We start from the raw sequence: 23,762 nt of genomic DNA, 5'->3' as shown, positions 1-23,762 counted from the left end.
AAGCTGTGCCGCGGCGGGCGGCGGCGGGCTCACCAGCTCGACCTCGACCGGGTCGGGCAGGCGGTTCTGCCAGCGGACGCCGTAGAACAGGAACAGGCCGAGCGCCACATGGACGAAGATGGCGAGCAGCGCCGAGGCCCACTTGCCCCGCTCGTTGCCGGGCAGTGCCGGGTTCATCGGGCGGCAGCCCCGACCTTCGTCTGCAGGCCAACCTTGTTGACGCCGGCGTTGCGCAGGTCGTTGAGGATGTTCATGACCTGCTCGTACTTGACGCTCTTGTCGGCGGCGATGACCACCGACTGGCCGGGGTTGGCCGACACGGCGGCCTGCACTTCGCCGATCAGGTCGCGGCGGTTGAAGGGCTTCTCGGTGGCCTGGCTGGTGGTGCGGAGGGTGAGCCCGCCGTCGGGCTTGACGGTGACGATCATCGCGTCGGTGGGCGGCGCGGGGACTTTGTCGACGCTGGGCAGGTTCACCGAACCGGACTGGATCATCGGCGCGGTGACCATGAAGATGACGAGCAGGACCAGCATCACGTCGATGTAGGGCACGACGTTGATCTGGTTCATGAGGCGGCGTTGACGCATGGCGGCGGGGCTCCGGTCAGCGCAGCTGGCGCTGGAGGATGTTCAGGAACTCCTCGGTGAAGCTCTCGAAGCGGATCGCGATGCGGTCGATGTCGTGGGCGAAGCGGTTGTAGGCAACCACCGCGGGGATCGCCGCGAAGAGGCCGATGGCGGTGGCCACCAGCGCCTCGGCGATGCCCGGCGCGACGTGGGCGAGGGTGGCGGAGCCGACGTTGGAGAGGCCGCGGAAGGCGTTCATGATGCCCCACACGGTGCCGAACAGGCCCACATACGGCGATACCGAACCGACCGAGGCGAGGAAGGCCAGGTGGGCTTCGAGGTCGTCGACCTCGCGCTGGTAGGTGGCGCGCATGGCGCGGCGGGCGCCGTCCATGATCGCCCCGTTGTCGAGGCTCTTGCCGCGCAGCTTGGCGAACTCGCGGTAGCCGGCCTCGAAGATGCGCTCCATGCCGGCAGCCTCGTGGCGGCCGGTGGCGGCGCTCTGGTAGAGGGCGTTGAGGTCGCCGCCGCTCCAGAAGTCGCGCTCGAAGAGGTCGGTTTTTTTCTTGGCGTCGCGGATCTGGAACCACTTGCGGAAGATCCAGTACCAGGACATGAATGACACGGTGCCGAGCAGGGCCATCACGAGCTTGACGAGCACGCTCGCGTTGGCGATCAGGGACAGGATTGACAGGTCTTCGGTGACGTTCATCGATTTAAACCAGGGAGGCGAGCTGTGCGCGCACAGCGGAGGGAATCGGGGTGGGGCGCATCGAATTGCGGTCGACGCAGGCGATGCCGATGCGGGCTTCGAAGAGCGTCTGCCCGTCGCGCCGGACCTGCTGGGCGAAATCGAGGCTGGCGCGGCCGAGCTTGTCGAGCGTGGTGACGACATCGAGCGTGTCGTCGAGCACCGCCGGGCGCAGGTAGCTGGCCTCGACGGCGCGCACCACGAAGAGGATATTCTGCTCGGTGGCCAGGCGGTTCTGGGCGAGCCCGGTCGTCCGCAACCATTCGGTGCGGGCGCGCTCGCAGAACTTCAGGTAGTTGGCGTAGTAGACCACGCCACCGGCATCGGTATCTTCGAAGTACACCCGGACCGGCCATGTAAAAGAAGCCCTGCCGGAGGTCGGCGCGGGGTGATTCGTGACTTGCATCGCGATATTTTACCGTAGGACATGCCCCGAACCGAAGCAACGCGGTAGATTCACTGTTTCATAATGTACATATCTGACCTTTGTGGGGTGCCTGAGCGTTGTAATTGCCGGCTTCCTGTGCTTAGAATCGCGCCCTTGAAGCTGGGGGTGGCGCGCACAGGGCGCCACCTTGCGGCAAGGGCGCCCAGGGCGCCAGGCAAGGATCTGCAGCCGAACGGGTTGCAGATTCCACAAAGGGTCGTCAAACGGGCCACGGCAGCGCCGGGTCTGACAGTCGATTCACGGAGGAAAGAGACATGGTTGCCACCACGAGCAAAGAACAGCTGCTGACCGAGGCCGAAATTCTGGCCATGCCGGAAGACGATTGCATGAACCCGGCGCAACTCGCGTTCTTCCGGGATCGCCTCGCCAGGATGCGCGACGAGCTGCTCGAGAACGCCGCGAGCACCGGTGCCAACCTGCGCGAGAACGAACTCGTCGCCGATCCGGCCGACCGGGCCACGGTGGAAGAAGAGCACGCCCTCGAGCTTCGCGTGCGCGACCGCGAACGCAAGCTGATCAAGAAGATCGAGGAAGCCCTGGGCCGCATCGACGAGGGCGAGTACGGCTGGTGCGAGGAAACGGGTGACCCGATCGGGATCGGCCGCTTGCTGGCCCGCCCGACCGCGACGCTGTCCATCGACGCCCAGGAGCGCCGCGAGCGCACCCAGAAGCTGTACGGCGAGTAAGCCCGGTTTCTGCCGCTTCGCCGGATGCCCCCTCGATGAGCGCGCCGGCGCCGCGTATCCCCGTCACCCTGCTCACCGGCTTTCTCGGTGCGGGCAAGACGACGCTGCTCAATCACCTGCTGCGCCAGCCCACGCTGGCCGGCACAGTGGTGTTGATGAACGAATTCGGCGTGGTGCCGATCGATCATCTGCTCGTCGAGACGATCTCCGACGACATCGTCCTGCTCGAGTCCGGCTGCATCTGCTGCACCGTCCGTGGTGATCTGTCGCGGGCGCTCAAGGATCTCTTCATGAGGCGCCTGCGCCGCCAGCTGCCGGCCCTCTCGCGGGTCGTCATTGAAACCACCGGCCTGGCCGATCCGGCGCCGGTGATCTTCACCCTGATGCAGGATTTCTTCATCGCCGAGCGCTTCCGCCTCGACGGTGTCGTCACGGCCGTCGATGGCGTCTTCGGGGCCGACCAGCTGCGGGCCAGCCCCGAGGCGGTCAAGCAGGCGGCGATGGCCGACCGGCTGCTCGTCACCAAATGCGATCAGGCCACGCCCGCGGCGCTCGACGCCCTGACGGCGCAGCTGGCCGTGCTGAACCCCGGCGCGCCGCAGGTCCGGGTCGCCGGCGGCGAGGTCGACGCCGCCGCGGTGCTCGACTGCGGCCTGTGGAACCCCGACACCCATTCCGCCGATGTGGCCCGCTGGCTGGCCGACGAAGCGGTGGCCGCCGCTGCGGCGCGCCCCAACCCATATGCGCCGCGCCGTGAGCCGGCCGCCAACCCGTCCGCTGATCCCGCGCCGCGTCACGACGAACACACCCACACCTTCGTGCTGCGCCTCGATGCGCCGGTTGCCTGGGGCGATTTCACCACTGCCCTCGACCTGCTGCAGAGCCTCGTCGGCGCGCAGTTGCTGCGCGTGAAGGGCATCGTGAACGTGCGCGGCGAGCCGGCGCCGCGGGTCGTGCAGTGCGTGCATCACCTGCGCTATCCCGATGCCTCGCTGCCGGCCTGGCCGGACGCCGACCACGGCACGCGCCTGGTCTTCATCGTGCGCAGTCTCGAGCGTGACGTCGTCGACCGCGCCTTCGCCTGCCTGTGCGGGGCGGCGGCCTGATGCGCGTGGGTCGCAGCGCTTCCGCCTGCCTGCGCAGCCTGCTGGCGCTGCTGCTCGTCTGCGCCCAGGTTTTTGCCGCGGCCCACGCGGTCGGCCACGTGGGCGAGTTGTCGGCGCTGGCCCGGCTCGGCGTGGGCGCCAGCGCGGCGCAGGCCGATTACGAAGGCGGCGTGCCCGATGCGGAGCGCCACGCCAGCTGTCTGCAATGTCTTGCCGCGGCGGATCTGTCCGCGGCTTTGCCGTCGATGCCGGCGCTGCCGGCCCTTGAATCCCTGCCGCCGCAGCCTGGCGGCGAACCCGCGCTTGCGCCCCTTGCCCGGCGTCTGCCCTGCCCGCATAGCCGCGGTCCGCCTCCTCCTTCAGTCTGACCCCGTTTCCGCCCAAGTGACCGGCCCCGCCCTGCGGTGAGGCCGGGCGCCCGTATTTTTTCGGACCGATCCGACTGGAGTTCCACCATGTTTTCCCTTCGTCCTGCCGCGCTGTGCGTGGCCCTTGCCGCTGCCTTCCCGGGCGCGGCCTTCTCCGCCGGCGATGCCGACATCAAGCAACTGCGCGAGCAGCTCCGTGAGCTGCGCGACTCTTACCAGCAGCGCATCGACGCCCTCGAGCGGCGCCTGGCCGAAACCGAGGCGCGGGCCGCCAGTGCCGCCAGTGCCGCGGCTGCGGCCGGTAGCACCGCCGGGGAGGCGGCACGCTCGGTGGCCCGCGTCGAGGCCGTCGCCGCGGAGACCCGCGCCGCCGTCCAGCCGGCCAGCGAGGGCGCCTTCAATCCGCAGGTGTCGCTGATCATCGACAGCAAGTTCACCCGCCTCCAGCGCGACCCGTCGGCCTACCGCATCGACGGCTTCATCCCCTCGGGCGGCGAGGTCGGCCCCCCGCGCAAGGGCTTCTCGCTGGGCGAATCCGAGCTCGCCTTCTCGGCCAACGTCGATCACCTGTTCCGCGGCAACGCGCGCTTCTCGCTGGCCGAGGACGACGGCGCCGGTGTCGTCGAGGTGGAAGAGGTGAACGTGGAAACCCTGGCTCTGCCCACGGGCCTCAAGCTGAAGGCGGGGCGCTTCCTGTCGGGCGTCGGCTACCTCAACCAGCAGCACCCCCACGAGTGGGACTTCAGCGACGCCCCGCTGGCCTACAAGGCCTTCTTCGGCTACCGGCTGCAGAACGACGGCGTGCAGCTGCGCTGGGTCGCGCCGACCCCGCTGTTCTTCGAGCTCGGTGCCGAAGCGGCCAACGGCGGCAAGTTCCCGGGGGCCGAGCGCAAGGCCAACGGCGCCGGGCTGTGGACGGCGTTTGCCCACCTGGGCGGTGACATCGGCGACTCGTCGGCCTGGCGGGTGGGCCTGTCCCACGTGCGCGTCCAGCCGCGGGAGCGCGGCTTCGAGGAGGGCGCCGACGCGGCCGGCAAGCCGCTGTTGCACACCTTCTCCGGCCGCAGCCAGACCTGGATCGCCGACTTCGTCTACAAATGGGCGCCCAACGGCAACGCGACCGAGCGTTACCTCAAGGTGCAGGGCGAGTACCTGTGGCGCCGCGAGACCGGCGAGCTGGCCTACGATGTCGGCGGCGCCAACGTGGCTTCCGACGCCCGCTTCCGCCAGTCCGGCGGCTACCTGCAGGCGGTGTATCAGTTCATGCCCCACTGGCGGGTCGGTGTGCGTGGCGACTGGCTACGCTCCGGCACGGCCGACCTCGGCACCCTCAGCAGCGCTGACCTGCCGATCCTGGGGGCCTACAATCCGAGTCGCCAGACGGCGATGGTGGATTGGTCGCCGTCGGAGTTCTCGCGCCTGCGCCTGCAGCTCGCCCGTGACAAGTCGCGCAATGGCGAGGCCGACAACCAGGTGTGGCTGCAGTACGTGATGAGCCTCGGCGCCCACGGCGCCCACAAGTTCTGAGGAGGCGGCAATGTTCCGTAACTTGATCTGGTGCCTCGCGGCGCTGATGCTCGCGCTGGCCGCGATGCCCGCCTCGGCGGCTCTCAACGTCCTTGCCTCGGTGCCCGAATGGGCGGCGCTGGCGAAGGAGGTCGGCGGCGAGCGGGTGAGCGCCTCCTCCGCCACCAATGCCCTGCAAGACCCCCACCGGGTCGACGCCAAGCCCTCGCTGATCGCCCGCGCCCGCGGCGCTCAGCTGGTGATCGCCACCGGCGCCGGCCTCGAGGTGGGCTGGCTGCCGGTTGTGCTGCGGGAATCCGGCAACGCCGGCATCCAGCCCGGGCAGCCGGGCTACCTCGAGGCGGCCGGGCTGGTCCGCCTGCTCGAGGTGCCGACCCGCGTGGATCGGGCCGACGGTGACGTGCACCCGGGCGGCAACCCGCACCTGCAGCTCGACCCGCGCAATATCCAGAAGGTTGCCGACGCGCTGGCGGCCCGTCTGGCCCAGCTCGATCCGGCCGGCGCGGCCGTCTACAAGGCCAACCACGCCCGCTTTAGTGAGCGCTGGAAGGCCGCGATGGCGCGCTGGGAGCAGGCCGCCGCGCCGCTCAAGGGCGCGCCGGTGTGGGTCCAGCACCGCTCGTTTCCGTACCTGGCCGACTGGCTGGGCCTGCGGGAGCTCGGCGCGCTGGAACCCAAGCCGGGCGTCGAGCCGGGCAGCAGCCACCTGGCGGCCCTGCTCGAGCGCCAGCGCGCGCAGCCGGCGCGGATGATCCTGCGCCCGGCCTACACCCGGGCGACGGCGTCCGAGTGGCTGGGCGAGCGGGCGCAGATCCCGGTGGTGGTGCTGCCCTTCACGGTGGGCGGCTCGACCGAGGCGGGCGACCTGTTCGGTCTCTTCGACGACACGATCCGGCGCCTCCTCGCCGGCATCAAGTAGGCCATGGCGGGCGACCTTCTGCTGCGCGTCGCGGGGCTCCGGGCCGGCTATGCCGGTCCGGTGGCCGGGCCGCTCGACTTCGAGCTCCGGCGGGGCGAGATCGTCGGCCTCGCCGGGCCCAACGGCGCCGGCAAGTCCACGCTGCTGAAGGCCTTGTGGGGCGGGGTGCGGGTGTTCGGTGGCGAGGTGCACAAGGCGCCGGGGCTGCAGATCTCCCACCAGGCGCAGGGCTTCGACGATCTGCGCGGGGTGCCGCTGAGCGGGCACGACCTGCTCGGCCTGACCGGCGCAGATCCGGCCGGCCTGCCGCCCTGGCTGGCCGGGCGCCTGGGCGAGCGCCTCGATCGCCTGTCCGGCGGGCAGCTGCAGTTCCTGCGCCTGTGGGCCTGTCTCGCCGCGCCGGCCGATCTGGTGCTGCTCGACGAGCCCACCAACAATCTCGACCGGGCCGGGGTTGCCCATCTGGCCGACTGGCTCGGCCGGGCCCACGGTGGGCAGGGCATCGTGCTGGTGTCCCATGACCACGCTTTCATCGACCAGGTGTGCACGCGGGTGGTGGAGGTGGGTGCATGAGCTTCGAGCTGTTGTTCGACCCGCTGTTCCGGGTGCCCTTCGCGACCGGCCTGCTGCTGGCCGCCATCCTGCCGCTGATCGGCATGTACCTGCGCCTGCGCAATGAATGGCTGGCGGCGCTGGCCTTCGCCCAGATGGCCTCGGCCGGTGCGCTGGTGGCGATGGTGCTGGACGGGCCGATGCTCGCGGGCGGCGTGCTGGCGGCTCTGCTGGCGGCGCTGGTCAAGGGCCTGCTGGCCCGGGCCGGCGCCAGCGCCTACGCGCTGATGATGCTGCTCGCCTGGGGTGGAGGGGTGCTGCTGGTGGCCAACCACCCGCTGGCCGAACAGGCTGGCCATGCCCTGTTCGATGGGCAGCTGTATTTCACCGGCGAGGCCCATCTGCTGGTGACTGCCCTGGCCGCCGTGGTGGTGTTGCCGGCGCTCGCCTGGTTGTCGCGGCCGCTGCTGCTGGCGCGTTTTTTTCCGGAGTTCTACCGGGCGCGGGGGCAGAACGAGCGGCCCCGGCTGCTGCTCTTCGATCTGCTCGCCGGGCTGGTGGTGGCGCTGGCGACGGTCAGCCTCGGGGTGATGGCGGCCTTTGCGCTGGTCTTCGTGCCGCCGCTCTTCGGCTGGCGCTTCGGCAGGGGCTGGAGATCCGCGCTGGTGCTGGCCGCGCTGGCCGGAATGGGCGGCTACAGCGTGGCGTTTGCCCTCTCCCTCGGGCTCGATCAGCCCTTCGGGCCGGTATGCGCTTCGCTTCTCGTTATGCTCATTGTGGTGACGGGTGTGAAATTAGACAGGATGTAAATCACGTAGCACGTGCACTTCGGAGTGCTATCCTATTTAATCGTAAAAAATCACTTGGGAGGGTTGGCGCGTGGTGCTTTCGTTTTTCGGCAAGAAGCCTTTGCCTGCCGGAAGTCCTGTACCCCGTAGCCGGGCTGCGCCGGGTGTGGTGGCGGCTGCGCGCGTGGTGCGCAGCGAGCCTACCAATCTCGAGTTCACCATCGCTGGCGGCGATCTGAACCGGGTGCTGGCCCAGTGCGCCGACAAGGTGCACGTCGAGGAGGGCATCGACGAGATGGCGCCCCCGGCCGAAGAGGCCGCGATCCTCTACGCCAACGGCGCCTGCGAAGAAGCCCGGATCGTGCTGGAGCAGGCCCTCGACGTGACCACCGCCACCGAGGCGCGCTTCGATCTGTGGGTCATGCTGCTTGACCTCCTGCGCCTCACCGGGCAGCGGGATAATTTCGAAGCCCTCAGCCTGATGTTCGCCACCGAGTTCGAGCGCTCACCTTCGGCCTGGCAGGATCTGTCGACCCAGGATTCCCGCCCGGGCGAGCCCAAGGTCCAGACGGTCAATCTGTCCGGCCACCTGAGCGGGCAGGCCGCAGCCCAGTTTGCCCAGCTGATCCAGATCGGCATGCGCAACGGCGCGTTGCGCATCGACCTGAGCCGCCTGCGTGGCGTCGACAACGCGGGGGCTGGCCTGCTGCTCCGGGCGGTGCGGGGCCTGCGTCGGGCCAAGGTCAAGCTGGCGCTCAGCGGCGCCGCCGACTTCGCCAACCTGCTGGCCGGCCAGCTGAAACCGGGTGTCCGTGAAGGCCAGACCTTGTGGCTGCTGCTCCTGGAAATCATGCAGTACACCGAACAACAGGCCCGCTTCGACGATCTCGCCGTGGATTACGCGATGACCTTCGAGGAATCTCCCCCGTCCTGGGAGCCGCCGCCGCTCCTGACAACCAGCCAGTCGGAGGGCAATGTGCTCGATCCGACGATGGGGCAGGTCTATGTCCTCGAGGGGGAGATCGTCGGGCCCAACACCGATGTGCTGCGCAAGATCACCCGTTTCGCAACCGACCGCACCAAGGTGGAGGTCGATTGCGGCCGCCTGCGGCGCATGGACTTCGTGTCGGCCGGGACGCTCTTCAACATCGTCTCCCAGCTTCACACCCAGGGGCGGCTGGTGGTGTTCAAGAACGTCAACTCGATGGTGGCCGCCCTCATGCAGGTGATGGGCCTCCATCAGGTCGCGCGCATCGAGCTGCGCAACTGAGGCCGCCTCCGGCCTGCTGAACACCAGCCGGAGGGGAGTTCTCCGCCGGCTTCGGCTCCCCCCGCGGGCAGGCTGGCCTGCGTGTCTTGTAATCCGCCCTAACGTCCCCATATCGAAGCGATGGAACAATATCACGGCACCACCATTCTCTCGGTCCGGCGGGGCCGCCACGTCGCCTTGGGCGGCGATGGCCAGGTCACCCTCGGCAGCATCATCATCAAGGCCAGCGCCCGCAAGGTCCGCAAGCTCCATCAGGATCGTATCCTGGCCGGGTTTGCCGGCGGCACGGCGGATGCCTTCACGCTCTTCGAGCGCTTCGAGGCCAAGCTCGAAAAGCATCAGGGCAACCTAGTGCGCAGCGCCGTCGAGCTCGCCAAGGACTGGCGCAGCGACCGCGCCCTGCGCCGCCTCGAGGCCATGCTGGCGGTGGCCGACCTCGACAGCTCGCTGATCATCACCGGCAACGGCGACGTGCTGGAGCCCGAGCAGGGTATCGTGGCGATCGGTAGCGGCGGCGCCTACGCCCAGTCGGCGGCGCGGGCGCTGATCGAGAACACCGAACTCTCGCCCGAAGAGGTGATCAAGAAATCCCTCACCATCGCCGGTGACCTGTGCATCTACACCAACCAGTGCCATACCATCGAGGTGCTCAAGCCATGAGTCTGCAAAGCCGCCTTAAGGGCGAATGCTCCCGCCTGGCGGGAAGGCGCGTAGCGCCAGGGGTGTCCTGATGACCCAGATGACGCCCCCGGAGATCGTCTCCGAACTCGACAAGCACATCGTCGGCCAGGCCCGCGCCAAGAAGGCCGTGGCCGTGGCGCTGCGCAACCGCTGGCGGCGGGCCCAGGTGGCTGAGCCGCTGAAGAGCGAGATCACCCCCAAGAACATCCTGATGATCGGCCCGACCGGCGTCGGCAAGACCGAGATCGCCCGCCGCCTGGCGCGCCTGGCCAACGCGCCCTTCATCAAGATCGAGGCCACCAAGTTCACCGAAGTGGGCTACGTGGGGCGTGACGTGGACACGATCATCCGTGATCTGGTGGAGATCGCCATCAAGTCGCACCGCGAGCAGGCGATGAAGAAGGTCCGCGACCGGGCCGCCGACGCCGCCGAAGACCGCGTGCTCGACATCCTGCTGCCGCCGGCGCGCCCGACCATGGGCTTCGGCGAGGACGCGCCGCCGGTCGAGGATAACGCCACCCGCCAGAAATTCCGCAAGAAGCTCCGCGAGGGCGACCTTGACGACAAGGAGGTCGAGATCGAGGTGTCGGTGCCGGGCATGAGCGCCGAGATCCTCGCGCCGCCGGGCATGGAGGAGCTCACCGGGCAGCTCCAGAGCATGTTCCAGAACATCGGCGGCGGTAAGCGGAAGTCCCGCAAGCTCAAGATTTCCGAGGCGATGAAGCTCCTCACCGATGAGGAAGCCGCCAAGATGGTCAACGAGGAAGAACTCAAGCTCGAGGCCCTGCGGATGGTCGAGCAGAACGGCATCGTGTTCCTCGACGAGATCGACAAGATCGCCACCCGCTCGGACAGCCACGGCGCCGACGTGTCGCGCCAGGGCGTCCAGCGCGATCTGCTGCCGCTGGTCGAGGGCACGACGATCAGCACCAAGTACGGGATGATCAAGACCGATCACATCTTGTTCATCGCCAGCGGTGCTTTTCACCTGTCGCGTCCGAGCGACCTGATCCCCGAGCTGCAGGGGCGCTTCCCGATCCGGGTCGAGCTGGATTCCCTGTCGGTCGAGGATTTCGAGTGCATCCTCACGCAAACCGACGCCTGCCTGACCCGCCAGTACGAGGCCCTGCTGGCCACCGACGGCGTAACGCTGGAGTTCGCGCCGGAGGGCATCCGGCGCCTTGCCGAGATCGCCTTCCAGGTGAATGAGAAGACCGAGAACATCGGCGCCCGGCGTCTGTATACGGTGATGGAGAAGCTCCTCGAGGAGCTCGCCTTCGAAGCCGGCAAGGCCGGCGACCAGAAGGTGCTGATCGACGCCGCCTACGTGGACGACCGCCTCCAGATGGTCGCCCAGCGGGAAGACCTGGCGCGCTACGTGCTGTAAGGCGGGGCGGTCTGAGAGGCGATGGAAGGGGGCCGTGCGGCCCTCTTCTGCTTTTCGTGGCAGCCAAGTTCCAATAAGCTCTCCCGACTCGCCGCCGGCTCCGGGCCGGGCGGCGTGGCTTCGTCATCAACTTCTCCGCCCCCCATGCTGCTGCGCATCGTTGCCATCCTGTTTCCGCTGTTCGCCATTACCTCGGTCGGCTTCATCGTCGGTCGGCGGCTGCGGCCGGACCTGTCCCAGGCCAACAAGCTGAACATGGACGTGTTCGTGCCGGCGCTGATCTTCGGCGCGCTGGCCAACAAATCCTTCCAGATCATGGAGTACCTGCCGCTCCTCGGGGCGACGGTGGTGGCGGTGTTCGGTTCGGGCCTGCTGGGCTGGGGCGTGGCCCGGGCGCTGGGGGTGGCGCCGCGCACCTTCGTGCCGCCGATGATGTTCAACAACTGCGGCAACCTGGGCCTGCCGCTGGCGGTGCTGGCTTTCGGCGACGCGGCGCTGGCGCCGGCGGTGGTGATGTTCATGGTGTCGAACCTGGCGCACTTCACCTTCGGTGCCTGGCTGCTCGACCACAACATCAAGCTCTCGGGCGTGTGGCGCATTCCCACCGTGATCGCCACCCTCGGCGGCCTGGCGGTGAGCCTGGCCGGCGTCGAGCTGTGGCAGCCGGCGATGCTGGCGATCAAGATGCTCGGCGACATCTCGATCCCGCTGATGCTGTTCGCCCTCGGGGTGCGCATCAGCGAGTCACGCATCGGGGCGATCCGGCTCGGCGTGATCGGCGCGGTGGCCCGGCCGGCGATCGGCCTGGCCTTGTCGTTTGTGCTGGTGTGGCTGATTCCGCTGCCCGAGCGGGAGCGGGCGCTCTTGATCGTCTTCGGCGCGCTGCCGCCGGCGGTGCTTAACTACATGTTCGCCGAGCGCTATAGCCAGGAGCCCGAGAAGGTGGCCTCCATGGTGCTGCTCGGCAACGTGGCGGCGGTGTTGTTCCTGCCAGTCGCGCTGGCGATCAGCCTGTAGCCTTCAGCCTTCGCCGGTGAAGCGGCCGATCTGGCGCCGGTCGCGCTTGGTGGGGCGGCCGTGGAGGTCGGCGCCGGGGGTGGCGGCCAGCCGGCGCTCCTCGTGCCCGGCCTCCCGGGCGGCGATGCTCTCCGGCGTCTCTTCATACAGCCCCTGGGCGATGGTGGCGCTGCCACGCTTTTCGGCGATGCCCCGGACAATCACGGTGTAGCGGCTGTCGGCGATCTGGATGTCCACCCGATCGCCGATTTTTACGTCTTTTGCCGGCTTCACGCGGATGCCGTTGAGCTGGATCTTGCCGCCATCGACGGCTTCGGTGGCCAGGCTGCGGTGCTTGAAGAAGCGTGCGGCCCACAGCCATTTGTCGAGCCGGACGCGTTCGTCGTGTTGTTCGGTGGGCTTCATTCCTTGACGGGTCGTTTGGCCAGTTTGCGTTGCAGGGTGCGCCGGTGCATCTTGAGGGCGCGGGCGGTGGCCGAGATATTGCCATCGTTTTCGGCCAGCACGCGCTGGATGTGCTCCCACTCGAGGCGATCGACCGACATCGGGCCGGCGCTCACCTCGTCTTCGATCACCACGTCGGTGGCGCTGAGAGCCTTCAGGATGCTGTCCACGTCGGCCGGCTTGGCCAGGTATTGGGTGGCGCCGAGCTTGATCGCGTCGACAGTGGTGGCGATGCTGGCGTAGCCGGTCAGCACCAGGATGCGGCAGTCCGGGTTGGCCTGGAGCAGCGGCTCGATCAGGCGCAGGCCCGAGCTGCCGTCGATGTTGAGGTCGAGCACCACGTATTCCGGTTCGTGCTGGCCGGCCAGCGCCAGCGCGCTCTCGGGGTCGGTGGCGCCGAACACGGCGAAGCCGCGCTGGCTGAGGGCGCGGGTGAGCACCCGGTTGAAGGCGGGGTCGTCGTCGATGACGAGGATGTGGGGGGCGTCCTGGGGGTTCATGGGCGAAGGGAGGCTAGGGGGAGGGTCAGGGTGGCGATGGTGCCGCCGCCGGAGCGGGGGCTGAATTCGATGCGCCCGCCGCAGCGCTCGACGGCGCCGAAGGCGAGCAGCAGGCCGATGCCCAGGCCCTTGCCGGAGGCGCTGGCGACCGCGTGGCTGCAGGGGGCGTCGAAGCCCTCCGGCAGGCCGGGGCCGCGGTCGAGCACGCGCACCGCGAGCGCCTCGCCGTCGATGCAGGCTTCGCATTCGATTGCCTCGGGGCTGGCGTCGGCAGCGTTGTTGATGAGGTTGTGGATGGCTTGTTCCAGCGTGGTGTCGGCCACCAGCCGGGGCGCCGGCGTGCCGCAGTCGATGCGGGTGGCGAGCGGTACATGGGGGCGCAGGCTGCGCCAGCGGTCGGCGATGCCCTGCAGCCAGCTGTCGGCGGGCATCGCCTCGCCGCCTTCGGCGCGCAGGCTGCCGGCGCGGAGGGTGAGGCTGCCGAGGATGCGCTTGCAGTGGGCGAGCTGTTCGAGCAGCAGCTCGGCGTCGCCGCGGACGGTGTCGCCGAGCTTCGGGTCGCGGGCCAGTTCGCCGGCGATGATCGCCATCGTGCCCAGCGGTGTGCCCAGCTCGTGGGCGGCGCCGGCGGCGAGGTTGCCCAGGGCAACGATGCGCTCGTTGCGCAGGCGGGTCTCGCGGGCCTCGGCGAGGGCCTGGTCCCGGCTGCGCAGGGCGCTCGTCATGCGCACCACGTACCACACGATGACGCCCGCCGACACCGCGAAGGTGAGCCACATGCCGGCCAGGTGCCAGTGCACGGCGAGGCCGGAGTCGTAGATGTCGAGCTGCTCGTTGAAATCCCATAGCACCGAGTACGCCGCCACCGAGAGCGCCGCGAGGGCCCAGGCGTAGGGCGCACTGAGGGTGGCTGCGCCGATCGCGACGAGGGGCAGCAGCAGCGAGATCAGCGGGTTGGTGGCGCCGCCGGTGAAGTAGAGGAAGGTGCTCCAGGCGGCGAGCTCGATGCACAGCTGGCCGAACAGTTCGGCGGCATGGATCTCGGCCTGGTGACGCAGGCGCAGCACGGAGAGCCCATTGGCCACGAGGAGGACGACGACGACGGGCAGCAGCGATTCTCCTGGCAGCGGGATGTCCAGCAGCCAGGGCACGAGAAGCAGCACGCCGCCCATCGCCACAATCGACAGCCAGCGCAGGCTGATCAGTCGGCGCAGGGCGTCGTCGGGGCGGGTCTGGGAGGAGGGCGGGCCGGCAGGCATGGGTGCATTATCCCCGAAGCGGTGGAAGGCGCGCTGCGGGCGCGGCGCTGCTCCGGAAATGTCCGAAAAGGCGCGAATCTAGCGTCGCCCGGCGAGCCGGGGAATGTGGCCGATTGCCGCATTGGTGGCTCGCAGGGCAGGTGGCGCCCGGGGGAAACCGAAATTTCGGGGCTTTTACCAAATAATGTTTGCATTACCCGGCGATACAGTGCAAAGTCTCACCTCGCGATCTTCAAGTAGTGTTGTTGTTGTCTGGTTCGGTCCCCGCTGTCCTGCGGAAGTCTTTCCCTGAACACCCTGCCGTCTTGAGTTTCGCCCTACCCAGGGGCTATCCCTGTTTTTTTCTAGTTTTAAAGGATATTCAAAATGGCAAACGGTACCGTCAAGTGGTTCAACGATTCCAAGGGCTTCGGCTTCATCACCCCGGAAAACGGTGGTGACGACCTGTTCGCTCACTTCTCCGCCATCCAGGGCAACGGCTTCAAGACCCTGGCCGAAGGCCAGCGTGTCACCTTCGACGTGACCACCGGCCCGAAGGGTCAGCAAGCCTCCAACATCCGCAAGGCTGACTAAGCGTTGCAGATGCTTGTCCGGCCTGGTGCCGGGCGGAGCAGAGGCAGGGTGAGCACCGCCAAGGCGGCAAGCCCTGCCCAGAATTGAGGCCCGGTTTTTACCGGGCTTTTTTCATGGGCGGCGAAAACGTGCGTTTCGGCTCGTGCGTGTCGGGTGCCTGCGCCGGCAGCGTTGCGTATCCGGCCCCGGGCCGTTCTAGACGGTCCCATGAAAAACGGCGACCGGAGTCGCCGTTGATAACGCCGTTGGCGCGGTCTGCGCGCAGGGCGCTCAGGCCTTCTTGCGTCTCCACAGGGCAAGGCCGGCCAGGCCGAGGCCGAGCATGCCCAGGGCCGCCGGCTCCGGAACCTTTCCATCCCCCGTCAGGCTCACGTTGCTGCTGAAGCTCACGCGATAGTCGCCGTGGTCGGAGGCGGTGGCGGTGCTCGTGCAGTCGGGGCCCGCGATGTCGCAGCGGATCGGGTAGAAGTTGTCTCGGTTCTCCCTCAGGATCGCCTCGTCCATCCCCAGATCGTAGGCGCCGATCGCCAGCAGGTAGTTGCCCGCGGCCAGATTCAGCTCGAGGTAGGAGTCGGTGCGCCAGATGGAGCCGTCGGCGTAGGTGCCGTCGCTGTCGTCGTTGTGGGCGATGTAATCCGCGCTGTCGAGGTTGCCGTCGTCCCGGAAGAGGTAGAGGTAGGTGTCCAGAAAGGCGATTTCGCCGTCGCCGTTCACGTCGCTCGGCGCATCGCTGACGGGGTCGCTTTCCCAGGACAGAATGTCGATTTTGACGATTCCGTTGGTGCCGACGGTGAAGCGAAGGTGATCAACCGTGCTGCCGATCTGAGTGCCGGTGGCGTCGTAGCGGGCGTAGATCTGGCCGTCCACTGTCCCTGCTGTTGCGGAGAGGGCCGCGAGGGAAAGACCGGCGGTGACAAGTGCTTTCTTGATCATGGTGTCTGGTGATTTGAAATCAGCAAATGATGATCTTTAGCACTTTTCGTGCCGTATTTATTTTATTTGTAAAATCAGGCCTTTGAGATTGTTGAATTTAATGTTTATGGGCTTTGTGTAAATTTTTCCGACGCATGCCGCGGACTGCGCTGAGCGGGGCCGCCCGTTCAACGGGGCCCTTCAGGCTTTGCGGGCGAGGGTGCGCGACGGTGAGGTCGGGCGGCGCTTGAGTGCCTCAGGGAGGAGTCGAACCATCCAGGAGATCACCAGCGGGATCAGCACCAGGTCATCCACGATGCCGATCACCGGCAGGACGTCGGGGATCAGGTCGATGGGCGAGAGCAGGTACAGCGCCACCAGCGCCACCGCGGGGCGAAGCCAGGCGGGGCGTGCCGGATGACGCAGGGCGTGCCACAGGGTGCGGACGTCCTGGCGGACAAGGGCGTACAGGGCGGCGAATTTCCTGAACATTGAGGGGCCTTCGGAGGTGGGAAACCCGCCTTCGAGGCACTTGAGGGCGGGAAAGTGCCCCGGGTCTTGTAAGCGAACATTGCATCGCCACGCTCCGGGCCTGCGGCATAAGGTCGCAGTTCTGTGGGGCGTCCTGACGTGGGCCGGGCTGCGGGTTAAAGTCGTGCGGCTTACCTACAAGGAGATTCGAGCATGAACTTTTCCGTCAAATTCGCGGGCCTGGCCCTGGCTGGCCTGTTTTCTGCCGGTGTTGCCGCGGCGGCCGACCTGGAGGTGTCCAATCCGTGGGTGCGTGGCACGGTGTCGGCCCAGAAGGCCACCGGGGCCTTCATGCAGTTGAGCAGCAAGGGGGGCGTGAGCCTGGTGGGGGTCGGCAGCCCCGCTGCCAACATCGTCGAGATCCACGAGATGGTGATGGACAACAACGTGATGAAGATGCGGGCGCTGCCTCGGCTCGAGGTGGAGGCCGGCAAGGTGCTGGAGCTCAAGCCGGGCAGCTATCACGTGATGCTGATCGACCTCAAGAAGCCCCTCAGCAAGGGCGAGATCGTCCCGATCACGCTGCAGGTGGAAGGCAAGGACCGGAAAGTGGAGGCTGTCGAGGTCAAGGCGGAGGTCCGCGAGCTGACCGCCCGGGCGCCTGCGCCGGCCATGGAACACAAGCACTGACCCGGTCGTGCCGACAGCCGGGTGCGTCCTGCACCCGGCCCCCGTGGGGGCATTCGTTTCCCCTTGTCCTAAAGCTTGAGCCCGAATATCCGATACCCTGGAAGGGCTGCATTCCAGATGGGGCGGCTTTTGGCTTGTGAAGGTCTTGGGTGAGGGTGGCTTGGCCTGCATCCGGGTGTCCGTGTTGGCAGAAAATCGGCAAGACCAGGGGAGACTGAGTGGATGAGGATGAGCCAATGAGTGTGTCGGATGATCCGCTCGTCTTTCTGGACGAAGAGGATGACCCGGCCGAGTCTTCGGCCGATTTTTCGCCTCCGTGGCGAATCCTCGTCGTCGATGACGATGGCGATGTCCACGAGACCAGCCGCTTCGCCCTTTCCGGTATCCGGATTCTCGGCCGCCCGCTTTCGCTGCTGCATGCAATGTCCGGGCGTGAGGCGCTGGAGACGCTCCGCACCGAGGGCAACATCGCGGTGATCCTGCTGGATGTGGTGATGGAGAGCGAGGACGCCGGCCTGCGCCTCGTCGATGTGATCCGCAACGAGCTCAAGCTCGTCAATACACGCATCATCCTGCGCACCGGCCAGCCCGGCCACGCGCCTGAGTGCGAGACGATCACCCGCTACGACATCAACGATTACAAGACCAAGGGCGAGCTGACCCAGGAGAAGCTGTTCGCCACCCTGACCTCGGCGATCCGCTCCTACGACCAGCTGCTCCGGCTGGACGCCAACCGGCGCGGTCTCGAGAAGATCGTCGCGGCGAGCAACCAGTTCATTGCCGATCAGGGCCTGCAGGCCTTCGCCGAGGGCGTGATCACCCAGATCGCCGGCCTGCTGGGCGTCGAGCCCGAGGGGCTGGTGTGCGCCGCGGCCGAAGACAGCCCGGGTGACGGGCCGCTGGAATACCGGGTCATCGCCGCGGCGGGGCATTTCAGCCACCTGATCCAGCGGCGCCTGTCGGAGCTCGACGATCCGTGGATGGCGTCCCAGCTTGCCGGGGCCCTGCGGGATCGCCACAGCCTGGTGCACCCGCGCAGCATGGCTCTGTATTTCCGCAAGAGCGACGACGAGGGCTTTGCGGCCTTCATCGATTCGGCCAGGCCGATCCGCGAGGTGGATCGCGAGCTGCTCGAAGTCTTCTGCACCAACATCGCCCTCTGTGCCAAAAATGTCGACCTGGTGGCCGAGCTGCGCCGCGACGCCTTCGTCGACCGCCAGATGGGCCTGCCCAACCGCACCGCGCTGGTTTGCGCGCTCAATGCCCGCCTGCGCGCCGACGGCCGGCCGGGGGCGCTGGCGGTTGTCGATGTGGATCAGTTTGCTTCGGCCAACGACGTGCTCGGCCACGATTACGGCGACGCCCTGCTGCGCCAGACCGCCCGGCGCCTCGGCGGCGGGCTGCCGGGCGAGGTCTTCGTGGCCCGGCTGGCGGGTGATGCCTTCGCGGTGCTCGGTGACGATGGCGTCGTCAATGGCCCGAACATCCAGGCCTGTTTCAGCGAGCCCTTCCTGATCGAGGCGGTGCGCCACCCGGTGTCGGTCTGCGCGGGCATCGTGCGGCTGGCGGGGGCGCACCGCTCGGGCATCGAATATCTCAAGGACAGCTACCTCGCCCTCAAGCGGGCCAAGGCCCAGGGGCTGGGGCAGACGGTGGTGTATTCCCGCGAGTTGGGGGCCGAGGCCCGCGAGCGGGCGCAGCTGCTGCGCGACCTGCGGCTGGCCTTCGACCAGGCGCGCCTGTTTCTCGTCTATCAGTCCCAGGTCGATCTGCGCACGGGGCGGGTGGTCGGTGTCGAGGCCCTGCTGCGCTGGATGCGCGACGACAGCACCGAGATCTCCCCGAACCACTTCATCCCGATCGCCGAGCAGTCCGGCCTCATCGTCGGGATGGGCAACTGGCTGCTGCAGGTCGCCCTGCTGGCCCTGCAGCGTTTTCGCGCCCAGGGCTTTCCGCAGCTGCGGATGGCCGTCAACGTGTCGCCGGTCCAGCTGCGTCAGCCGGATTTCCTGGCCCAGGTCCAGGAGGCGCTGGCCGAAACCGGGACCGCGGCCGAAGGACTGGAGCTCGAGGTCACCGAGTCGATCGCGGTCGGCGGTCTCGAGTCTGCGGTGGACCTCCTGCGGCGCCTGCGGGAGATGGGTGTCACTGTGGCCATCGACGATTTCGGCACCGGCTATTCGTCCCTGTCCTATCTCGAGCGCCTGCCCGCCGATCGCCTGAAGATCGACCGCAGCTTCATGCGTTCCCTGGCCAACGGCGACGCCGGCGGGCGGATCGCCCGGACCATCATCGTGCTGGGCCGCGAGCTGGGGCTCACGGTGCTGGCCGAAGGGGTCGAGAGCGAAGCCGTTGCCGCCTAGGTGGCCGCGCTGGGCTGCGCCGAGGCGCAGGGCTTCCACTACGCCCGGCCGATGGCGGAGGAGGCCTTCGTGGCCTGGCTGCAGACCCAGGCAGGGGCGGCCTGATGCGGCGCCGCCTGCTCGTCGTCATCGCCGCGCTGTGGCTCGCGGCCTGCGGGCCAGCGGAGCCGCTGCGGATCGGCTTCATCGCCGAGCTCACCGGCCGCTCGGCCGACCTGGGCGAAGGCGGCCGCAACGCCATGCTGCTGGTCGTCGACGAGTTCCGGGGCCGCGGCCAGCTCGGCCAGCGCCCCGTCGAGGTGATCGTCCGTGACATCGGCGTCGATGCCGAGACAGCCCGCCGCTCGGCCGAGGAGCTCGTGGCGGCCGGGGTCGAGGTGATCGTCGGGCCGATGAACAGCGGCAGCATCGACCTCATCCAGCCGGTCGTCGAGGCTGCGGGGGTGCTGCTGATCTCGCCCACCGCCTCGGCGGTCAAGTTCCACGGCAAGGACGACAACCTGTTCCGGATCAACGCGACGACCCGCGACAACGGCCGGCACTACGCCGAGCACTACTACGCGCGGGGCATCCGGCGCATCGCGGTGGCGGTCAATCAGAACAACCGCGCCTTTTCCGAGAGCTGGCTGCAGGAGTTCCGGCGCGCCTACGAGGCCGTTGGCGGCACGGTGCTGATCGCGCCCTTCTTCGACTCCAATGCACCCAGCTACGAGCCCGTCGTGCACCAGCTGCTGGCCGAGCGCCCGGACGGCGTGCTCTTCATCGGCAACGCGGTGGATTCCGCGCGTCTGGCCCAGCAGGTGCATAAGCTCCGCCCCGGTACACCGATGATCGTCGCCGAGTGGGCGGGCACCTCCCAGCTGATCGAGCTGGGCGGCAAGGCCGTCGAGGGTTTGATGCTCGTCCAGAACTACAACCAGGAGGACGACTCGCCCCGCTTCCGGGCTTTCCAGGATGCTTATCGCAAGCGCTTCGGCAAGGCGCCGGTGTACTCCAGCGTGCTGACCTACGACGCGGGGATCGCCGTGCTGACCGCGCTGGCCCGTCGTGACGCGGGGATGCGGCTGAAGGATGCGCTGCTCCGCTTCGGCCCCTACGAGGGGCTGCAGCAGAAGGTCGGCTTCGATGCCAACGGCGACGCCCAGCGGGTCGCCCATTTCATGATGGTAAAGGACGGACATTTCGTCCGGGAGTGATGTTCGGCACCCGGCAATGGCATCTGCGCACCTGGCTGATCTGGCTGCTGTGCGTCAGCTCGGTGGTGAGCTTCGTCGTCATCGGCGCGCTGCTGTTCCTGGTCCGGGTCCCGCAGATCTCCGATGAAACCCGCGCCAGCCTGCAGGTCGAGGCGGGTGATCTGTCGGGGCGCAGCGAGCTGATCCTCGGCGCGCTGCAGACCCAGCTCGAACTCCTCGGCGTGCTGCTGGCGAGCAATCCGGAGGCCGACGTGCAGGTGGCCCTCGAGCGGGCCGTCGCCCACGGCGGCGCCTTTGCGGCGGTGTATCAGATCGGCCCGGGCGGGGCCATCGTGCGGGCGGCGGTGACGCCGGCGGCGGGGAAGGGGCGGCGCGAGGAGGTGATCGGCAACGACCTCTCCCACGACCCGCTGTTCCTGCGGGTCCGCAGCCGCCGCGACGCGGCCTGGAGCGACAAGTACATCTCCCCCGTCTCGGGGGCCGTCATGGTGGGCGTCGGGGTTGTCGCCGGCAAGAGCGTGCTGGTCGGCGAGGTGCCCCTCGACTACATCCTCAAGACGCTGTGGACCGCCAGCGGGCGCAGCGCCCTGATGGTGTCGATTCTCGACCGGCGGGGCGAGGTGCTGGCCGACAGCGACAGCCCGACCCGGGTCGGCACCCTCAACCTGGTCGGCGAGGAGATCTTCCGGCGGGCCCTCGAGGTGGATCTGCCGGTGGGCACCCTGCGCCTGGAAGGCCAGGCGTTCGATGCGGCGATGGCCTATTCGAAGCGGCTCGACTGGTTCTTTCTGGTGCGCACGCCGAGCGGCATCGAGAACCCGCGCATCGCGTCCACCCTCGACCTGGGCATTGCGGCCCTGGTCGGCTCGCTGCTGTTCGGCCTGCTGCTGGCGCCCGTCTGGGCCACCGGGGTGGCGCGCCCGATCAACGCCATCACCGAGCGGGCGCGGCAGGTGGCGGAGGGGCAGGCGCCCGGCGAGTGGCCCCAGCTGCGCACGGTCGAGCTCAACGACCTGTCCTTCGACCTCGCTCGCATGTCCTCGGTGCTGTGCGCCCGCGAGCAGGAGCTGCAGGCCATTTTCGACGCCTCGCCGGTGGGCATCGCGGTGCTCGACCCGCAGGCCGATTACGCCTTCGTCAAGGCCAACCAGGCGGTCGGCCAGCTGCTGGCCTACCCGGTCCGGCATCTCCTCGGCAAGACCGGCCGCGATCTTGGCTTGTGGGAAGACACCGACGCCCGGGCCCGGCTCTACATGGCCCTCGAACGGGACGGCCTCGCCGAGGCCGAAGCCTGGCTGCGCCGGGGTGACGGCCGCGCCTTCCTGGCGGCCCTGAGCACCCGCACGCTGCCCATCGCCGGCCAGCTGCGTACGGTGTGGGTCATCAGCGACATCACCGAGCTGCGCCGGATCGAGGGCGAGCTGCGCGAGCTCAACGCCGGGCTCGAGCAGCGCGTGCAGCGCCGCACCGACCAGCTCAACCAGGCCAACGCCGAGCTCTCGTCCACCGTCCAGCGCCTCCAGCTGACCCTCGACGAGCTGGTGCGCGCCGAGAAGCTCGCCTCCCTCGGCTCGATGGTGGCCGGCATCGCCCACGAGCTCAATACGCCGCTGGGCAACGGGGTGATGGCGGTCTCGTCGCTGCGCGGCGCTATCGCCACCTTCCGCAACCAGAGCGAGCAGGGCCTGCGGCGCTCGATGCTCAACCAGCTGCTCGAAGCCATGACCACCGGCACCGACATCGCCGCCCGCAACCTCGCCCGGGCCGCCGAGCTGGTGACCAGCTTCAAGCAGGTGGCGGCCGACCAGGCCAGCTCCCAGCGGCGCAGCTTCGCGCTGCACGAGGTCACCAACGAGATCGTCCTGACCCTGCGTCCGCTGATCCGCCGCAGCGAGGTGAGCATCGAGGTGCAGGTGCCCGAGGACCTTTGGTTCGACAGCTACCCGGGGCCGCTGGGGCAGGTGCTCACCAACCTGCTCTCCAACGCGGTGACCCACGCCTTCGAGGGGCGCAGCGCGCGCCGCATCCGCATCGAGGCCGAAGCCCTGGCCTCCGGGCGGGTCGGCATCCGGGTGGCCGACAACGGCTGCGGGATCGCCGAAGACCTGCTGCCGCGGATCTTCGACCCCTTCGTCACCACCCGCATGGGCCGTGGCGGCACCGGGCTTGGCCTGCACATCGCCCACAATCTGGTGGTGCAGGTGCTGGGGGGCAGCATCAGCGTCGCCAGCCAGCCGGGCGAGGGCTGCTGCTTCACCATCGAACTGCCCCGCAAGGCCCCCGTCGCGGCCTTGCCCGCCTGAGGCCGGGGCGGGCCGGACAGGCTAAACTTCGGGCCGCGCGGCAGCTTCCGTCGCGGCCATCCTATTTTTCACCCCGTACATTTTCATGAGCCACCCCGGCAACCGCATCGGGCTCATCTTCGCCGTCCTCGGCGCGGTGGGCTTCTCGTTCAAGGCCATCCTGATCAAGCTGGCCTACCCCTACGGCGTCGACGCGGTGACGCTGCTGGCCCTGCGCATGGGCCTCTCGCTGCCCTTCTTCCTGGCCCTCGGCTGGGCCGACCAGCGCCGCCGCCAGCCGGCGCCGCTGGCCGGACGTGACTGGGGGCTGATGCTGGGCCTGGGTTTCTCGGGCTACTACCTGGCGAGCTACCTGGATTTTCTCGGCCTGCAATACATCTCGGCGGCGCTGGAGCGGCTGATCCTGTTCGCCTACCCGACCCTGGTGGTGCTCTTCTCGGCCTTCTTCCTGGGCAAGCCGGTCACCCGCCGGGCGGCCGGGGCAATCGGCCTGTGCTACGCCGGCATCGCCCTTGCCGTTGCCCACGACCTCGATCTGGCCGGCACCGCCACCGACGTGTGGGTGGGCGGGGCGCTGGTCTTCGGCAGCGCGGTTTCGTATGCGCTCTACCTGATGGGCAACGGGCAGGCCGTCGGGCGGCTGGGCGCGGCGCGGGTGACAGCCTGGGCCAGCACCATCGCCTGCGTGTTGTGCCTCGCCCACTTTGCGGCGACGCGGCCCCTCGCGCTGCTCGTCCAGCCCGCCCCGGTGATGGCGCTGGCGGCGGCGATGGCGCTGTTCTCCACGGTGCTGCCGGTGTGGATGGTCTCGGAGGCGATCCGCCGCCTGGGCGCCGGCCCGGTGTCGCTGATCGGCACCCTCGGCCCGGTGGTCACGCTCTTTCTCGGCTGGCTGATCCTCGCCGAGCCGATCGGCGTGTACCAGATCGTCGGCGGCGCGCTGGTGGTCGCGGGGGTGGTGCTGGTGGGGCGGAAGAGCTGAGCG

25 protein-coding genes are annotated in these 23,762 nt (G+C 68.4%); 17 read left to right on the top strand and 8 right to left on the bottom strand.

The window, feature by feature from the left end; genetic code table 11:
- Positions 1–173 precede the first annotated feature (173 nt).
- Genes tolR through ybgC form a run of 3 tightly spaced genes read right to left on the bottom strand, consistent with a single transcriptional unit; the run spans position 174 to position 1,723 of the window.
- Positions 174–587 carry a protein TolR gene (gene tolR / locus ZRA01_RS16515; protein WP_141354230.1) on the bottom strand — a complete coding sequence of 138 codons (414 nt, stop codon included), beginning with the start codon at positions 585–587 and terminating at the stop codon, positions 174–176.
- Between the two features lie 16 nt (positions 588–603).
- Complete coding sequence (gene tolQ / locus ZRA01_RS16510; protein ID WP_141354228.1) at positions 604–1,278, bottom strand: protein TolQ; 675 nt, start codon at positions 1,276–1,278, stop codon at positions 604–606.
- A gap of 4 nt (positions 1,279–1,282) precedes the next feature.
- Positions 1,283–1,723, bottom strand: a complete 441-nt coding sequence (gene ybgC / locus ZRA01_RS16505; RefSeq protein WP_141354226.1) for a tol-pal system-associated acyl-CoA thioesterase — start codon at positions 1,721–1,723, stop codon at positions 1,283–1,285.
- A 296-nt stretch (positions 1,724–2,019) separates the two neighbouring features.
- Here ybgC and dksA point away from each other — a divergent pair, with 296 nt between their 5' ends.
- The 11 genes from dksA to ZRA01_RS16450 all read left to right on the top strand — a co-directional run bounded on the left by dksA (position 2,020) and on the right by ZRA01_RS16450 (position 12,066).
- Complete coding sequence (gene dksA, locus ZRA01_RS16500) at positions 2,020–2,451, top strand: RNA polymerase-binding protein DksA (RefSeq protein WP_141354224.1); 432 nt, start codon at positions 2,020–2,022, stop codon at positions 2,449–2,451.
- Between the two features lie 35 nt (positions 2,452–2,486).
- Positions 2,487–3,557: a CobW family GTP-binding protein gene (locus ZRA01_RS16495; protein WP_141354222.1), complete on the top strand. Its 1,071-nt coding sequence runs from the start codon at positions 2,487–2,489 to the stop codon at positions 3,555–3,557.
- Complete coding sequence (locus tag ZRA01_RS16490; protein ID WP_141354220.1) at positions 3,557–3,925, top strand: hypothetical protein; 369 nt, start codon at positions 3,557–3,559, stop codon at positions 3,923–3,925. Before ZRA01_RS16495 ends, ZRA01_RS16490 begins: the two co-directional genes overlap by 1 nt.
- A gap of 87 nt (positions 3,926–4,012) precedes the next feature.
- Positions 4,013–5,452, top strand: coding sequence for a TonB-dependent receptor (locus ZRA01_RS16485; RefSeq protein ID WP_141354218.1), 1,440 nt, complete (start codon positions 4,013–4,015; stop codon positions 5,450–5,452).
- Positions 5,453–5,462: 10 nt separating this feature from the next.
- Positions 5,463–6,371: a metal ABC transporter substrate-binding protein gene (locus ZRA01_RS16480; protein WP_141354216.1), complete on the top strand. Its 909-nt coding sequence runs from the start codon at positions 5,463–5,465 to the stop codon at positions 6,369–6,371.
- Positions 6,372–6,374: 3 nt separating this feature from the next.
- On the top strand, positions 6,375–6,944 hold the full coding sequence (locus tag ZRA01_RS16475; RefSeq protein WP_141354214.1) for an ATP-binding cassette domain-containing protein: 570 nt from the start codon (positions 6,375–6,377) through the stop codon (positions 6,942–6,944).
- Entirely contained in the window at positions 6,941–7,732 is a 792-nt protein-coding gene (locus ZRA01_RS16470; RefSeq protein WP_141354212.1) for a metal ABC transporter permease, read from the top strand. The genes ZRA01_RS16475 and ZRA01_RS16470 overlap by 4 nt, the downstream gene beginning before the upstream one ends.
- A gap of 148 nt (positions 7,733–7,880) precedes the next feature.
- Entirely contained in the window at positions 7,881–8,981 is a 1,101-nt protein-coding gene (locus ZRA01_RS16465) for an STAS domain-containing protein (RefSeq protein WP_246093708.1), read from the top strand.
- Between the two features lie 120 nt (positions 8,982–9,101).
- Complete coding sequence (gene hslV, locus ZRA01_RS16460; RefSeq protein WP_141354210.1) at positions 9,102–9,641, top strand: ATP-dependent protease subunit HslV; 540 nt, start codon at positions 9,102–9,104, stop codon at positions 9,639–9,641.
- Positions 9,642–9,711: 70 nt separating this feature from the next.
- Positions 9,712–11,049 (top strand): ATP-dependent protease ATPase subunit HslU, encoded by a 1,338-nt coding sequence (gene hslU / locus ZRA01_RS16455; RefSeq protein ID WP_141354208.1) that lies wholly within the window; start codon positions 9,712–9,714, stop codon positions 11,047–11,049.
- A gap of 144 nt (positions 11,050–11,193) precedes the next feature.
- Positions 11,194–12,066, top strand: coding sequence for an AEC family transporter (locus ZRA01_RS16450; protein WP_141354206.1), 873 nt, complete (start codon positions 11,194–11,196; stop codon positions 12,064–12,066).
- Between the two features lie 3 nt (positions 12,067–12,069).
- On the opposite strand, the gene ZRA01_RS16445 is transcribed toward ZRA01_RS16450, so the two are convergent.
- The 3 genes from ZRA01_RS16445 to ZRA01_RS16435 are packed head-to-tail and all read right to left on the bottom strand — an operon-like array spanning position 12,070 to position 14,269.
- Positions 12,070–12,471 (bottom strand): RNA-binding S4 domain-containing protein, encoded by a 402-nt coding sequence (locus ZRA01_RS16445; RefSeq protein WP_141354204.1) that lies wholly within the window; start codon positions 12,469–12,471, stop codon positions 12,070–12,072.
- A complete protein-coding gene (locus ZRA01_RS16440) occupies positions 12,468–13,010 on the bottom strand; it encodes a response regulator transcription factor (protein ID WP_141354202.1) in 543 nt (180 codons plus the stop codon). Before ZRA01_RS16440 ends, ZRA01_RS16445 begins: the two co-directional genes overlap by 4 nt.
- Positions 13,007–14,269, bottom strand: coding sequence for an ATP-binding protein (locus ZRA01_RS16435; protein ID WP_141354200.1), 1,263 nt, complete (start codon positions 14,267–14,269; stop codon positions 13,007–13,009). The genes ZRA01_RS16440 and ZRA01_RS16435 overlap by 4 nt, the downstream gene beginning before the upstream one ends.
- 366 nt (positions 14,270–14,635) lie before the next feature.
- Here ZRA01_RS16435 and ZRA01_RS16430 point away from each other — a divergent pair, with 366 nt between their 5' ends.
- Positions 14,636–14,842 (top strand): cold-shock protein, encoded by a 207-nt coding sequence (locus ZRA01_RS16430; RefSeq protein WP_141354198.1) that lies wholly within the window; start codon positions 14,636–14,638, stop codon positions 14,840–14,842.
- A gap of 270 nt (positions 14,843–15,112) precedes the next feature.
- On the opposite strand, the gene ZRA01_RS16425 is transcribed toward ZRA01_RS16430, so the two are convergent.
- Positions 15,113–15,775, bottom strand: coding sequence for a DVUA0089 family protein (locus ZRA01_RS16425; protein ID WP_141354196.1), 663 nt, complete (start codon positions 15,773–15,775; stop codon positions 15,113–15,115).
- A 180-nt stretch (positions 15,776–15,955) separates the two neighbouring features.
- Complete coding sequence (locus tag ZRA01_RS16420) at positions 15,956–16,246, bottom strand: YkvA family protein (RefSeq protein WP_141354194.1); 291 nt, start codon at positions 16,244–16,246, stop codon at positions 15,956–15,958.
- Between the two features lie 192 nt (positions 16,247–16,438).
- Between ZRA01_RS16420 and ZRA01_RS16415 the strand changes: the two genes are divergently transcribed.
- The 5 genes from ZRA01_RS16415 (at position 16,439) to ZRA01_RS16395 (ending at position 23,759) form a co-directional block, all read left to right on the top strand.
- Entirely contained in the window at positions 16,439–16,915 is a 477-nt protein-coding gene (locus ZRA01_RS16415) for a copper chaperone PCu(A)C (RefSeq protein ID WP_141354191.1), read from the top strand.
- A 236-nt stretch (positions 16,916–17,151) separates the two neighbouring features.
- On the top strand, positions 17,152–19,278 hold the full coding sequence (locus ZRA01_RS16410) for a two-component system response regulator (protein WP_218028737.1): 2,127 nt from the start codon (positions 17,152–17,154) through the stop codon (positions 19,276–19,278).
- A gap of 104 nt (positions 19,279–19,382) precedes the next feature.
- On the top strand, positions 19,383–20,474 hold the full coding sequence (locus ZRA01_RS16405; protein WP_141354189.1) for an ABC transporter substrate-binding protein: 1,092 nt from the start codon (positions 19,383–19,385) through the stop codon (positions 20,472–20,474).
- A complete protein-coding gene (locus ZRA01_RS16400) occupies positions 20,474–22,777 on the top strand; it encodes an ATP-binding protein (protein ID WP_246093710.1) in 2,304 nt (767 codons plus the stop codon). The genes ZRA01_RS16405 and ZRA01_RS16400 overlap by 1 nt, the downstream gene beginning before the upstream one ends.
- A gap of 85 nt (positions 22,778–22,862) precedes the next feature.
- The gene (locus ZRA01_RS16395; RefSeq protein WP_141354185.1) at positions 22,863–23,759 is read left to right on the top strand and encodes a DMT family transporter; all 897 of its coding nucleotides are present in this window, start codon (positions 22,863–22,865) and stop codon (positions 23,757–23,759) included.
- Positions 23,760–23,762: the final 3 nt, after the last annotated feature.

This window comes from Zoogloea ramigera (assembly GCF_006539865.1).
GTDB classification, from domain to species: Bacteria; Pseudomonadota; Gammaproteobacteria; order Burkholderiales; family Rhodocyclaceae; genus Zoogloea; species Zoogloea ramigera.
The sequence above is the reverse complement of the archived record's forward strand: the minus strand, read 5'-3'. Positions and strand labels throughout refer to the sequence as shown.